Origin of the sequence: Yoonia maricola, assembly GCF_002797915.1 — a bacterium.
GTDB classification, from domain to species: domain Bacteria; phylum Pseudomonadota; class Alphaproteobacteria; order Rhodobacterales; family Rhodobacteraceae; genus Yoonia; species Yoonia maricola.
Map to the genome: position 1 here is coordinate 65,633 of NZ_PGTY01000003.1, position 13,893 is coordinate 79,525.

Here is a 13,893-nt window from a genome sequence, read left to right on the forward strand (position 1 = left end):
CAGGCGTTTCGCCTGTGGCCTACCTTGATGTGGTGCGCGTCCGATTACTCGATCACGTCCACCCGCACATTCGTAAACTCCAGACCATTATCATCTGTGTCACGCTCTTTCGATGATCCGAAAGTGTTGCTGTTGACGTGAAACGCCAGCATGCCCACCGTCGTCAGGTCACTGCTTTCATCAACAATGGCGAATTCGCTCAAGGTCTCACCATCTGCGCTGAGTGTGCCAGCAATTTGCACGCCCTCTGCCATACGGGTCACCGCCATGGTGCCGGTGTAGGCTTGGTTTGGCAGGAATTGATAAGGCGTCCCGCCGCCACCCAAATGCGCATATCCCCCGGTGGTACCCAAGAGCCTGCCACGGGTGTCATCGGTGTGCTTGCGGATGTCGATATTCGCCGCATCGGCATCAGCCAGATTTATGTCAAAGTCGATCATGTAACCCGGCAACCCATCATAGGTGGTATTTGGCGCGCTGGAAGATGCTGAAAGATCACCTTCAAGGGCAGCGCGCCCCAATTTGTCATACATCCCAATGCGGAAAGCAGAATCGCGATCCTCGCCGATTGTTTCTGGTGTCGTAAAGCTGAAGGTGGCCAGAAGCGTCTGACCCTCCGCCAGCATCTGCGGCGCAAAAGTCGTGCGGATACCGCGCCCTGACCCGCCTGACACCAGCCCCAGCGCACCCGGCGCGATATCCAGGCTGCTGCTGTTGGTCGTATGCCACCAGTTCGTGTCGGTCGCATCGGCACCATCATCGCGGCTACCATCGGCAAAGCTGTCGTCAAAGACGACACCGGCTGTTGCAGGCGGGATTTCAACCGGGGCCGCAGCGGCCACAGGTTGGATCCCATCCGCAGCAGACGCAGGCCCATGTTCGTAATCCAGTTCGTAGAAAATCACCCTGTCAAAGTCGGTTTCCGGTTCGGGGCTGGAGTTGTTTTGGCTATAGGCACCCGCCTTGAAGAACATGAATTCATCGGCAACGCTGAACCCGCTGTCACGCATATCAAAGGGGTCTGCCACAACCTCTGTGCCGTCATCACGGATGATTTTGACGTGCAGCATGGGAATAATCTGGTCGCCCTCTGGCGCGCCGCGCACTTCGATTTCATAGCTGAACACCTCGTCCAGCGCGATCCCATCATCGGGGTTTGGCGCGCGGTCCGCGCGGCTGCCGATGATCTCGACCCATTCCTCCCGGCCTGTGGCGGGTTCATGGGCATAGTAGATGGAGCCATATTTATTCTGCGGCAGTTTGCGATAATACAGGCGGATCGGTTCATCATCCTTAGCGTGGATTTGGCCGATAATTACGCGACCCACCTGAAAACCGCGCCCTTGGCGTGTGACCTGATTAACGGCCAGCGTCGCACGCAGGATGCCGTCAACACCGCCCGCCGCAGCCTGTGCTTCGGCGGGTGCTGACGAAAACACCCAGTTGTTCAGGTTCGGATAGCCACCGTCGATCCGGGTTTCGATGTTGTAATCGCCCCGGCGCAACATGCCGCGCAGCTCGGTCCGGGTGTAATTTGTATTGGCCGAGGTTTTTGCCCCCGCAGGGGTGGACCGAAAGACCATGCCACCGGTTGCCGGATCGGTGTAGAAATAGCGCTCATCAGTCCAGCCTGCAGCCAGTTCATTTTCGTAGACACTGTCTGCACGGCCGTCACCGTCATCATCGGCGGGTGTTGTGATATACCAGCCTGAGAGATCAAAGTTCTCTCCGGGCGGCAGATCAGGGCGGAGTTCAAACATCCCCTGCCCGCGTCGTTCGGTCAGAACCGGCTCTGTCGGGGCCTCGACCGGAACGCCACACCCCAAAGCAGCCACTTCGACTATCGAGTTCCAGTTGTTGCTTTCATTGCCGTTGCCGATGATCCGTACAAACTGCGCGTCGACGTCGTCGAATGCATAAGGCTCAAATGCGAGGGTCCCGCCATTGGATTGCTGAAACGGCAAGAGCGGTTCAAACAGGGTGCCGTCAACCGAGGTCTCTATCGCGAATTGTGAGCGGCGCGTGTCGCCTTGGTACCATGCAATGTTGATCCCCTTGAGGGTTTGAACCGCACCCAGATCCAACAGCAATGCTTTCGGCGTGCCTTGCGATTCATTTGACCATCGCGAGGCGGGGTCAAAGTCACCATCAATCACATTATGTGGTGCGTGGGCCTCATCATAGAATCCATCATCCGTGGCCGAAATGATCGTCAAACGATCATTCGCCTCGCAGGCGACATTGGCCAGCGCAGGCGTGGCCAGCACGCCCGTAAGGCAGATTGACGTTAGCTTGGCTGCAAACTGTTTCATTGATCCCTCCCTGATTTGCATGCGGTAACATCCCAATCACAACATACTAGGCATCTAGTATACTACTTTAGGCTGAATTTGAAAGTCACCTATGACAGCGGATCGGCCAATGCCTTGTGTAGGGTGGGTGAAACCCATGCGCGCGTATTGTTCGAATGTTGGAAATGCGTGGGTTTGACCCACCCTACGCGCGCTTTGTCAGCCGGCCTTGTTATTGGCGTATAAACGCTTCAAGCAAATTGCTCTCTGATCAATCGCTCTTCCAACCCATGCCCCGGATCAAACAAAATCCGGTGCCGGATTGACGGCTCTGAGTGGATTTCCACGCTCACCACATCCCGCACAGATTTCCCATCGGCATCTGCCATCACGGGCCGTTTGCCCGGATCAATCACATCAAACCGCACGACCGCTTTCTTGGGCAGCAGCGCCCCACGCCAGCGCCGGGGACGGAATGCCGACATCGCGGTCAGCGCCAGCACGTCCGAGCCAATGGGCAAGATCGGGCCATGGGCGGAATAGTTGTAGGCCGTCGACCCGGCAGGCGTCGCCACCAGCGCTCCGTCGCAGACTAGCTCATTCATTCGCAACCGCTCGTCCACAGTGATCCGTAGCTTCGCCGCTTGCGGACCTGCGCGCAGCAAGCTGACCTCGTTAATCGCCAAAGCCTCATGCATCGCCCCGTCCACGCCCAGCGCAGTCATGGCAAGCGGGTTGATCACCTCTTCCTCGGCCTCATCCAGCCGGGCTTGCAAGTCACCCTCATGGTATTCGTTCATCAGGAAGCCAACCGTGCCCCGGTTCATCCCATAGACCGGCACGTCGAGCCCCTGAGTGCCATGCATGGTCTGCAACATGAAACCATCACCGCCCAAGGCGACAATCACATCCGCCTCGGCCTGCGCCACATCCCCGTGCTTTGCGGCCAATTCGCGCAGTGCGGCCTGCGCGATGGGCACAGGGCTGGCGACAAAGGCGATCTTGGGGCGGGGCATGGCGCAATTTCCTTAACAGTTCCGATAAGTTGTGCGGTGATCAGACCCGAAACGCAAGCCGCCGATAAGAAACCCTTGTGACGGCCTCATAATCGTCTTGGTCGTTTTGATGCTTTTTGCGTGGGCTATCATAGGGTATGAGGGCGCAACTTTCAGCTTCTGGCACCTTGATGGGGGATGCATCCATGAACGTCACAGTCCGCGACAACGGCTTTTTCACCGAAACACTGGAGACCCGCGATCCGGAAATCCACGCAGCCATGCAGGCAGAGCTCAAGCGCCAGCGCAAAGAGATCGAGCTGATTGCATCCGAGAACATCGTCTCAGCTGCCGTTATGGAAGCACAAGGCGGCGTGATGACGAACAAATACGCCGAAGGCTATCCCGGTCGTCGCTACTATGGCGGCTGCGAGCATGTTGACGTGGCCGAGAACCTTGCCATTGAACGCGCCAAGCAGCTGTTCAATTGTGAATTTGCCAACGTGCAGCCTAACTCCGGCTCCCAAGCAAATCAGGGTGTGTTCCAGGCGCTGCTGCAGCCCGGTGATACCATCCTGGGCATGTCACTGGATGCAGGCGGCCACCTGACCCATGGTGCCAAACCCAACCAATCAGGCAAATGGTTCAACGCGGTGCAATATGGCGTGCGCAAGCAAGACAGCCTGCTGGATTATGATGAGGTGCAACGCCTTGCCACCGAACACCAGCCCAAGATGATTATCGCCGGTGGCTCTGCCATTCCGCGCATCATCGATTTTGCCAAAATGCGCGAGATTGCCGATAGCGTTGGGGCTTATCTCTTGGTCGATATGGCCCATTTCGCAGGTCTGGTCGCAGCGGGTCTTTACCCGTCGCCATTCCCTCATGCGCATGTGGCCACGACAACGACACACAAAACCCTGCGAGGTCCCCGCGGCGGCATGATCGTCACCAACGACGAGGCGATTGCCAAGAAATGCAACTCCGCCATCTTCCCCGGCATCCAAGGCGGGCCATTGATGCATGTGATCGCCGGTAAGGCTGTCGCGTTTGGCGAAGCCTTGCGCCCTGAGTTCAAGACCTATCAGGAACAGGTGGTCAAAAACGCCCAGGCGCTCGCAGATCAACTGATGAAGGGCGGTCTGGATATCGTCACAGGCGGGACGGACAGCCACGTGATGCTGGTTGATCTGCGCCCAAAGGGCGTGAAGGGCAATGCCACTGAAAAGGCCTTGGGCCGCGCCCATATTACCTGCAACAAAAACGGTATTCCCTTTGATCCCGAAAAGCCGATGGTGACATCCGGTATCCGCCTCGGCTCCCCCGCGGGCACCACGCGCGGCTTTGGCGAACCAGAGTTCCGCCAGATTGCCGATTGGATCGTGGAAGTGACCGAAGGGTTGGCCGCGAATGGCGAAGACAACAACGGTGCTGTTGAAGCCAAAGTGCGGGCTGAAGTCGAAGCGCTCTGCGACCGTTTCCCAATATACCCTACACTCTAAATCATCTTGGCCCGGCGACGCCGCCGGGCCAAACGGGGCCTAGATAAACCCGCGCTGCCATAAGACGAACAGCAGCAAAACACCTGTCATCAGCAAAGCAAAGGCAATCGACGCCACCAAATTGAGCGCCGCATTCCGCCGCTGTGCACCAATATCAACGGTGCCAAGATAGGCCACGATCCTACGGTGGGCCTGCCGGGCCTTAGCCATATCAACCATGCGGGCCAACTTAGGATTGGCAGCGACGGCCACGCCTTGCGCCAGATAGGTCGCATCCTGCCGCACCCGGCGCGGCAACAAACGACCAGCTTTGCGAATCTGCACCTCAAGTGAACGACCGCGCACGTGCAGATCGCTTTCCATCGCCTCACGCACCTCGTCTACCATCTGTTGCAACGTCTTCGCCATGATCTTTCGGGTAATTGGTTGCTGAGGGATGCTCAATCCCTCTGGCACCTGAGCGCGCGGAAGGATAGCAAGTAGATGCATGTTGAACACGGTGACATATGACGGGCCGGCGGGTACGCCCTTACTGATTGCGCATGGGCTGTTTGGGTCGGCGCGCAATTGGGGGGTGATTGCGAAACGGTTGTCGGCGGAGCGGACGGTGATCGCGGTGGATATGCGCAATCATGCGGGCAGTTTTTGGGACAATTCCCATACATATCATGACCTTGCAGATGATCTGGCCAAGGTACTGGACGGGCCTGCGGATGTGCTGGGGCATTCGATGGGGGGCAAGGCCGCGATGGTGCTGGCGCTGAAAAACTCCAATCTTGTCAACAGGTTGATCGTGGCCGACATCGCGCCGGTGACCTATGGCCACAACCAGATGGGGCCGATTGAGGCGATGCGGCGGGTTGATTTGGCGAACGTGGAGAGCCGCGCCGACGCCAAGGCGCAACTGGGTGATCTGGAACCGGGGGTTGATGATTTTCTACTGCAAAGCCTTGATCTGAAAGAGAAACGCTGGCGGTTGAATTTGGATGTGCTGGCCGCCGAGATGGACAAGATTATCGGGTTTCCCGAGGTATCAGGCCAGTTCGACGGGCCGACGCTGTTCCTGTCCGGTGCCAACTCTGACTACGTGCAGCGCGACGCGCGACCGCAGATCAAGGCGCTTTTCCCAGCCGCCAAATTCGCCAAAATCCCCGGCGCGGGGCATTGGCTGCACGCCGAAAAGCCGCGGGAATTTGAGGCGGCGGTTGCGGCGTTTCTGGCGTAAAGACGGCGTACAGAATCTGTACATACGCTGTACGTACAGGGTGTAATTCAGTCCCCCTTGACAGAATTTCTGCACCGCAGCGATACTTCTGGCATTTGAAACAGGAGTATTGCCATGCTGACCCCATTTGACATCTGGTCCACCGTGATCCGCGCGCCCTTTTCCGGGGATGTGACGCAAGAGATCACACCCAGCTTTCTCTCCCCTGAGATCAAAGGCAGTCCCGCGATTGAAGAACGGGTCGTGCGCGAGGTCGCGAGCTACGGCACGCAACTGGGCAAAGTGCTGGAGGCCTTGCAGGCGCTGTCGGCGGCCACCGACACGCCCCTGCCCGAGATCGACGCGCTGGTGGAACAGGTGGAAGCGGTAAAGGCCGACGCGACAGAGGCGCTGCGGGCAGAGGCGGAAGCGGCGCTCAAGCGGTTGAAAGCGGTGGATGAGGATGGGTGGCGGGAGGTAAAGGGTGGGTGATTTCTAACCACAAAGCGCAGTGCTTCCATCAAATCGATTTCAACCGACCTCATGATTTTCGTTCAACCTAGGGGTATCAACCTAAAGCGCGTTAAACTTTTAATTGTTTACGTAGCATGCAGTATCGGAGCGCACAGAAGCCAGTAACCGAGGAACGAATACTTGAGCGCACCAAAGGAATTGATCGAGTTGGCACAGAGTACCAACGAAGAAAGTGATCTCCTCGATTTCAAACGCGAATATTCGCCTCAAAAGAAGGCCGCCTTCTGGGCGGAGACAATAAAAGACATTGTAGCGTTCGCCAATACACGAGGCGGAATCCTTGTGTTTGGCGTCAACGACGACGGCACGCCATCTGGAATTGATTGCGATACGCTCTACGAGCTCGACAGCGCTTCACTTGCTGATCAAGTAAGAAAGTATACCGCGACGGACTTTATAAAGATGTCGGTAATCTCCGTTGTCCGGGATAAAAAACCCTTTCCTGCAATCCTGATTGGTAGGGTCCACGTTCCTTTGGTTTTTGCCAAAGTTGGGACATATGAAGTCCAGGATGGCAATCAAAAGACAGCGTTCAGCAAAGGCACGGTGTATTTCCGACATGGCTCAAAGAGCGAACCTTGCACCAGAGCTGATCTTGAAGAATTTCTTCGCAGGGAGTTAGACCGTGTGCGTGAAGATTGGTTGGGAAATATTCGGAAAGTCGTGGAGGCACCTCACGGTTCTTCTGTCGTCATTACGCAAGCTGGTGGAGGACAAGCGGGAGTACGAATTACCAATGATCCAAATGCTCCCGCCCTTCATCTGCCAAAACTAAGCGACGGATTTCCGTACAAGCAGAACCAACTAATAAAAGAAGTGATCCGAAGAACTGGTATCGATAAACTCATCAATAGTCATGACGTCCAGACGGTAAAACTGTGCGAAAACATCAATGAAGAAAGTCGCCCCGACTTTGTTTCCAAGCCACATGAAGGGTCCAGTCCGCAATACAGTCAGGACTTTGTCGACCTAATCGTACAGCGCTTTGAAAACGACAGTGACTACTTCTCAAAATGTCGAAAGGCTTGGAAAGAAGCGATGTACTAGACCGGCATCCTGTCACTCACCCATCCATCTTCAACGCCGGGCCACCCTAACATGCAACCGAGTGCGGCCGCATTTGGCTACGCCAAACGCTTTCCCGCACGCGCTCCAAAAATGGCCAGCTAGCTGTCCATTTTAAGAGCGGAAATAAACGCTTCCTGCGGGATATCCACTTTCCCGAACTGTCTCATCTTTTTCTTACCGGCCTTCTGCTTGTCCAGCAGTTTGCGTTTCCGTGTCGCGTCGCCGCCGTAGCATTTGGCCGTCACGTCTTTGCGCAGCGCCGATAGCGTCTCGCGAGCGATCACCTTGCCGCCAATTGCCGCCTGGATCGGGATTTTGAACATGTGGCGCGGGATCAGGTCTTTGAGTTTTTCGACCATCGCCCGCCCCCGCATCTCGGCCCGGTCGCGGTGCACCATCATGGACAGCGCATCGACGGGTTCGTCGTTCACCAGCACGGACATTTTCACCAGATTGTCCTGCTGGTACCCCGTCATCTGGTAATCAAAGGACGCATAGCCCTTGGTCACCGATTTCAGCCGGTCGTAGAAGTCGAACACCACCTCGTTCAGCGGCAGATCATAAACCACCATCGCGCGGGAGCCTGCATAAGTCAGGTCCTGCTGCACGCCGCGCCGGTCCTGGCAGAGTTTCAGCACATCGCCCAGATATTCGTCCGGCACAAGGATCGTCGCCTTGATCCGTGGCTCCTCCAGATGGTCCACATGCGTCATGTCGGGCATGTCGGCGGGGTTGTGCAGTTCGATCATCTCACCATCGCGCATATAGACGTGGTAGATCACCGAGGGCGCTGTCGTGATCAGGTCGATGTCATATTCCCGCTCGATCCGGTCGCGGATGACTTCGAGGTGGAGCAGCCCGAGGAAGCCGCAGCGGAAGCCGAAGCCGAGGGCGGCCGATGTTTCCATTTCGTGGCTGAAGGAGGCGTCGTTCAGCGCCAGCTTTTCAATCGCGTCGCGCAGGTCTTCGAATTCGGAACTATCCACCGGGAAGAGCCCGCAGAAGACCACCGGTTGCGCTGGCTTGAACCCGTCCAACGCGACCCCGGTCCCTTTGCGCTCAGACGTGATCGTATCGCCCACTCGTGTGTCGCGCACCTGTTTGATGGAGGCTGTGATGAACCCGATCTCGCCCGGCCCCAGTTCGTCCACATCCTGCATCTGCGGGCGGAACACCCCGATCTTGTCGATGCCGTGGATCGTGCCGTTCGACATGAATTTGACCCGGTCGTTCTTTTTCATCACGCCGTCGATGACGCGGACCAGTACGATGACGCCGAGGTAGCTGTCGTACCAGCTGTCCACCAGCATCGCCTTGAGCGGCGCATCGCGGTCGCCCTGCGGTGCAGGCAGCAGGTTGACGATGGCCTCCAGCGTATCTTTGATGCCTATGCCGGTTTTGGCGCTGACTTGGATCGCACCGGATGCGTCGATCCCGATCACATCTTCGATCTGTTCAGCCACCCGGTCGCATTCCGCCGCTGGCAGGTCGATCTTGTTCAGGACGGGGACGATTTCATGATCCGCATCAATGGCTTGGTAGACATTGGCAAGCGTCTGTGCCTCGACCCCCTGGGTGCTGTCGACGACCAGCAAGGACCCTTCGACAGCCCGCATGGAGCGCGAAACTTCATAGGCGAAATCGACGTGGCCGGGGGTGTCGATCAGGTTGAGAACGTAATCCTCGCCGTTGTCCGCTTTGTAATCAATGCGCACAGTGTTCGCCTTGATCGTGATCCCCCGTTCGCGTTCGATATCCATACTGTCGAGAAGCTGCGCCTTCATATCACGATCCGCCACCGTGTTGGTGGATTGGATCAGGCGGTCAGCGAGCGTCGATTTACCGTGGTCGATATGGGCCACGATCGAGAAATTGCGGATATGCGAAAGGTCTGTCATAGCAGGGATATGAGGGGGTTTTCGCGTGCCGTCAATGTAGATGTTGCCGCAGTCTCAGGCTTGATCATGGACTGCGTTTTATTAGGACGTGAGGCATGGACTACCTCAATCCCAATCGAGCGGTTCGGATAACTCATCCATCATGATCTGGGTTGGTTCGTACTTCAATGCGCCAAACGAGGCATTCAGCACATCTTCACATAGTCCCGTTGCAATCGCCTCTGACAGCAGGCGATCGTAGTCTGGAATCAGTGATTTGACGTCTGGGCAGTTTGCTGCCCCCTGCCCGGCACTCCGACACTGGTGCGTCGCGATCCTGTCAACGCGGATAAACTGGCAAATATGTTCTTCTGGCAAGTCCGGCGTCACGCTAATGTTCACATCGCGATGCTTCATCATATATCCGGTTTGCAGGACATCCACCGTATAGAATAGAACTTGATCGAGCACATGCAGGCCATGATCGCTATAGAAAAGCGCATTTTGGTAATAGGGCATCGCGCGATTTGCGATAAGATCGTCGACCGAATGCTTCCGAGCATCGCCCACCGCGATCCAGTCTTCGCTTGCAAATGGACTCGCTACAGCGCGGCGCGCTTTCAGGATGAGGGCGTTTTGCTCACTCAGTCTTTGGGGCCCCTCCTCTCGGATATTCGACTGCAACACCATTGAACGTCTTAGCAGATCGTCAATCAAGCGCACGTTGAACGGATCGTGTTCAATTTCTGAACGGGCGTGCGCCCAGATTGCGTCAGCCATATCGCTCAGTATCTTGGTGCGTTCCGCGCTGCGTACGTCAAAACTAAGTATGAAACGCTCAGCCATCTCAGCGTCGGTCTGGCCGACACCTGCCAGATAGTTTTCGACGACTGCTATATCATGAGGCGAACGCCTCGCGTAGGAGCCTGCCGTGACACGATGGGCCCAGGCACGTGCAATTGTAGGATGCGTTCTGTCGCCGATACCTTCCCAAACAAGCGGATATTCTCCATCTCGCCATCCCGAAACATAGGCCAGATGGACCCGGCAGATATCTTCGTCGTACTCCGGATCAGACATCATGCTTGCATAGGTTTCACAGAGAAACGTGATGTCTTGCAAACCATTGCCACCCCAACCGGGGTGTGCAAACCCGGCTGCGCGATGAAGCGATCCAATATTGGGTGTGGCACGCATCACATCCGCAACGAGCGAAAAATAACCTAATCGTGGAATCTCCTTGGTCGCTGGCTGTACCCGGAAGAGCGCATCGCTAGCAGGCACGAAGTCCGGTGCCGCGAGATAGGCAGCTCGGGCGTGATCATAGGCTGCCAGTTGGTAGTCACGAAACAACGCTAGCGCATCGCGTGTTTGGTTTCGCGCCGGACCAGAGCCCCGAATGGACCATCCGGTGTTACGGTATTGGAAGGCGCGCACCGTATTTGCGTAGGGGGAATTCGGATATGCCGCAAGCCAAGCATCGGTCGTTTCAAAAAAGGTCGGATGCGATGTCGTGATGGCACTGACCAATGAGCGCAAATCATCAAAGTCAGAAGGGGCGGCCAGTGATGCCGCATGCGCCTGTTCAAAGCTGCCTTCAAGTGCCTGAACGTCACCGTCATACGCATAGGCCCGTATTTGCGCCGGTATTGTTTCGGCATGCAATTGCAGACCCAGAAATTGCAAAAGACAGGCGGTAAGAAAGAGCCGCATGCAAAATACCCCTTTTGGTTGATAAAACTTTGACCTTTCGGCAACCGCCTTGCAACCACAAAGACACTGAAATCATGCGCATTGCATCCACCCCCCACCCCCGCCATACTCTGGCTTGTGGGGCATAACCTAACGTGGACCATCCGGGGCAAACCCGGGGGCCGGGCAGAGGATAGGCGAATGCGGTATTTTTTATTGGCAGGTGCTTTGGCATCAGTGGCGGCATGTGGCGGAGGCAGCGGTCGTGGTGCGACAGGTGATATCAGCCGCGCATGCATTGACGCTGACCGCAGCGCAGCCTCTCCTGCCCTTTGTTCGTGTGTGCAGCAAGTCGCCAACCAATCACTATCCGGCAGCGATCAGGCCCGCGCCGCGACATTTTTTGAAGACCCACAACTGGCCCAGGATACCCGCCAGTCGGACCGCAGCAGCGATGAACGGTTCTGGCTGCGCTACCGCGCCTTCACCGATCTCGCATCAGAGATATGCGTGCCAGCATAAGGGTAGCCGCCTCTTCGATGATGTCCAAGGCCGCGTCAAAGTCGCGGGTGTAGTAAGGGTCAGGCACATCCTGATCTGCCATGAGTTGTACAGGTGTCTCGTTGCCTGCTGGCCGTAGCCGCGCGATATCCGCTTCGTTTTGCCGGTCCATCGCGATGATCAGATCAAAGTTATCAAAATCAAGGCTGGTGAACTGCCGCGCACGCAAACCACTCAGGTCAATACCGCGTGCCCGCGCGGCCGCCTGCATTGGCCCATAAGGCGCGTCACCCACATGCCAGCCGCCAGTCCCTGCACTATCGAGCGTAATATCGGGCGCAAGTTGCCGCATGACACCCTCCGCAGCTGGTGAACGACAGATGTTTCCCAAGCAAACAAAGACGACCCGCATAAACACAACCCTTTATTTTTAGCGCCCTGATTGGCACCGCCATCCCATAGCACACGCGCGCACAAATCGCTTGCCGTTCTCTTAGGACCGCTGCCAAACTGGTATGATGAAGATCGCGATTTTGACTGGGGCCGGAGTTTCGGCCGAGAGTGGCTTGGGCACCTTTCGAGACAAGGACGGCCTATGGACCAAATACGACCTGAATGAGGTTGCAACGCCCGAAGGCTTTGCCCGCAACCCGGCCCTTGTGCATGACTTCTACAACGCCCGCCGTACCAATTGCGTGCAGGCCACGCCGAACGCGGCCCACACCGCATTGGCTGCACTCGCCATGGCAGACCATGACCTGACGCTGATTACCCAGAACGTGGATGATCTGCACAGCCGTGCAGGATCACCAGCTGTGATCCATATGCATGGTGAACTGATGCGCGCGTTATGTGCCAGCTGCAACGCCCGCTGGGATGCGCCGCTGGCGATGCACCCCAGTGATTGCTGTCAGACCTGCGGGGCTGCGGCCACCCGGCCCGATATCGTGTGGTTTGGTGAAATTACCTACCATATGGACGCGATCCTCGACGCCGTTACGGCCGCCGATCTCTTTGTGGCCATTGGCACATCGGCAGAGGTCTATCCCGCCGCCGGTCTGGTCGAACAGGCAACCGGCGACACGCTTGAGATCAATCTCGCGCCTTCGGCCCGCGCCAACGCCTTTGCTAGCCACCGCTTTGGCCCGGCCACAGAAGTGGTCCCCGCATGGGTGGCCGAATTGCTGTGAGGGCTGGACCTTTGCACCCTGCCCGATAAGAAGGTGCCCATGAGCAAGACCACAGATATTTCAGCTTTGACGCAAGGTGTGCAGGCGGGCGATCGACGGGCTTTGGCGCGCGCGATCACACTTGTCGAAAGCGGGCGTGCTGATCATCGTGCGGATGCGCTAAAACTGCTAGAGGCCGTGGGAACCGACAAGCAAGCGCTGCGCATCGGGCTGTCAGGCACACCCGGCGTTGGTAAATCGACTTTTATCGAAAGCTTTGGCCTGATGCTGACCGGCATGGGCAAACGTGTGGCTGTGCTGGCGGTTGATCCGTCGTCCACACGCTCAGGCGGGTCGATTTTGGGTGACAAGACCCGCATGGATTACCTTGCCCGCGATCCGAACGCCTTTATCCGCCCCTCGCCCAGCCAAACGCAATTGGGTGGCGTGGCCCGCCGGTCGCGCGAAGCGGTAACGCTTTGCGAAGCGGCTGGCTTTGATGTGGTGTTGATTGAAACCGTTGGCGTTGGCCAGTCTGAAACGGTCGTCGCCCAGATGGCGGATCTTTTCGTGCTGCTGTTGGCCCCGGCGGGTGGCGACGAATTACAGGGCGTCAAGCGCGGCATTATGGAAATGGCGGATCTGATCCTTGTGAACAAGGCCGATGGTGACTTGAAAGCGCAGGCCACACGCACCTGCGCGGATTATGCCGGTGCCTTGCGGTTGCTGCGCAAACGCGCGCAAGACCCCGAAGGATTTCCCAAAGCCCTGACCATTTCCGCCTTGGAAGCGGACGGGCTGCAAACAGCCTGGCAAGAGATGGAGACACTCATGTCCTGGCGGCGCGAAAACGGGATTTGGGATGCCACACGCAAGGCGCAGGCCAGTTTCTGGTTCGGCGAGGACGTCAGACAAGGACTGCTTGCGTTGCTACAAGACGATCCAGAAACCGCGACACGTATGAAAGCGGCCGAGGCGGATGTGAAAGACGGGCGAATGACACCAGCGGCAGCAGCGGCAGAGGTGTTGCGCCCACTGAAGGACCGGCTGCGCTAGCGGC

Annotated in this window: 13 protein-coding genes; 7 read left to right on the plus strand and 6 right to left on the minus strand. The window is 57.2% G+C overall.

All coding sequences use genetic code 11. The annotated features are described in order from the left end of the window. Window positions 1-44 precede the first annotated feature (44 nt). A complete protein-coding gene (locus BC777_RS14500) occupies window positions 45-2,312 on the minus strand; it encodes a polysaccharide lyase family 7 protein (protein ID WP_168769178.1) in 2,268 nt (755 codons plus the stop codon). 230 nt (window positions 2,313-2,542) lie between these two features. Further along, a complete protein-coding gene (locus BC777_RS14505) occupies window positions 2,543-3,307 on the minus strand; it encodes an NAD kinase (RefSeq protein ID WP_100368929.1) in 765 nt (254 codons plus the stop codon). 185 nt (window positions 3,308-3,492) lie between these two features. On the opposite strand from BC777_RS14505, the gene glyA reads away from it, so the two are divergent. Beyond that, window positions 3,493-4,788: a serine hydroxymethyltransferase gene (gene glyA, locus BC777_RS14510; protein ID WP_100368930.1), complete on the plus strand. Its 1,296-nt coding sequence runs from the start codon at window positions 3,493-3,495 to the stop codon at window positions 4,786-4,788. A gap of 39 nt (window positions 4,789-4,827) precedes the next feature. Here the strand turns inward: glyA and BC777_RS14515 are convergent, their stop codons facing one another. Then, complete coding sequence (locus BC777_RS14515; protein WP_168769179.1) at window positions 4,828-5,184, minus strand: hypothetical protein; 357 nt, start codon at window positions 5,182-5,184, stop codon at window positions 4,828-4,830. Window positions 5,185-5,275: 91 nt separating this feature from the next. On the opposite strand from BC777_RS14515, the gene BC777_RS14520 reads away from it, so the two are divergent. From BC777_RS14520 to BC777_RS14530, 3 genes are all read left to right on the plus strand, one after another. Next, a complete protein-coding gene (locus tag BC777_RS14520) occupies window positions 5,276-6,013 on the plus strand; it encodes an alpha/beta fold hydrolase (RefSeq protein WP_100368932.1) in 738 nt (245 codons plus the stop codon). Window positions 6,014-6,127: 114 nt separating this feature from the next. Continuing rightward, window positions 6,128-6,484: a hypothetical protein gene (locus BC777_RS14525; RefSeq protein WP_100368933.1), complete on the plus strand. Its 357-nt coding sequence runs from the start codon at window positions 6,128-6,130 to the stop codon at window positions 6,482-6,484. 162 nt (window positions 6,485-6,646) lie between these two features. Continuing rightward, window positions 6,647-7,573 carry an RNA-binding domain-containing protein gene (locus BC777_RS14530; RefSeq protein ID WP_100368934.1) on the plus strand — a complete coding sequence of 309 codons (927 nt, stop codon included), beginning with the start codon at window positions 6,647-6,649 and terminating at the stop codon, window positions 7,571-7,573. 119 nt (window positions 7,574-7,692) lie between these two features. Here the strand turns inward: BC777_RS14530 and lepA are convergent, their stop codons facing one another. Both lepA and BC777_RS14540 read right to left on the minus strand, forming a co-directional pair. After that, entirely contained in the window at window positions 7,693-9,492 is a 1,800-nt protein-coding gene (gene lepA / locus BC777_RS14535) for a translation elongation factor 4 (RefSeq protein WP_100368935.1), read from the minus strand. 105 nt (window positions 9,493-9,597) lie between these two features. Next, complete coding sequence (locus tag BC777_RS14540; protein ID WP_100368936.1) at window positions 9,598-11,184, minus strand: DUF4034 domain-containing protein; 1,587 nt, start codon at window positions 11,182-11,184, stop codon at window positions 9,598-9,600. A gap of 180 nt (window positions 11,185-11,364) precedes the next feature. On the opposite strand from BC777_RS14540, the gene BC777_RS14545 reads away from it, so the two are divergent. Continuing rightward, the gene (locus tag BC777_RS14545) at window positions 11,365-11,685 is read left to right on the plus strand and encodes an arginine transporter (protein WP_168769180.1); all 321 of its coding nucleotides are present in this window, start codon (window positions 11,365-11,367) and stop codon (window positions 11,683-11,685) included. Here BC777_RS14545 and BC777_RS14550 read toward each other — a convergent pair. Further along, window positions 11,648-12,076 (minus strand): low molecular weight protein-tyrosine-phosphatase, encoded by a 429-nt coding sequence (locus tag BC777_RS14550; protein WP_100368937.1) that lies wholly within the window; start codon window positions 12,074-12,076, stop codon window positions 11,648-11,650. The two genes, BC777_RS14545 and BC777_RS14550, sit on opposite strands and share 38 nt — an antisense overlap. Before the next feature lie 103 nt (window positions 12,077-12,179). On the opposite strand from BC777_RS14550, the gene BC777_RS14555 reads away from it, so the two are divergent. After that, window positions 12,180-12,854: an NAD-dependent deacylase gene (locus BC777_RS14555; RefSeq protein WP_100368938.1), complete on the plus strand. Its 675-nt coding sequence runs from the start codon at window positions 12,180-12,182 to the stop codon at window positions 12,852-12,854. 39 nt (window positions 12,855-12,893) lie between these two features. Further along, window positions 12,894-13,889 (plus strand): methylmalonyl Co-A mutase-associated GTPase MeaB, encoded by a 996-nt coding sequence (gene meaB, locus BC777_RS14560; RefSeq protein WP_100368939.1) that lies wholly within the window; start codon window positions 12,894-12,896, stop codon window positions 13,887-13,889. The last annotated feature ends 4 nt before the right edge of the window (window positions 13,890-13,893 follow it).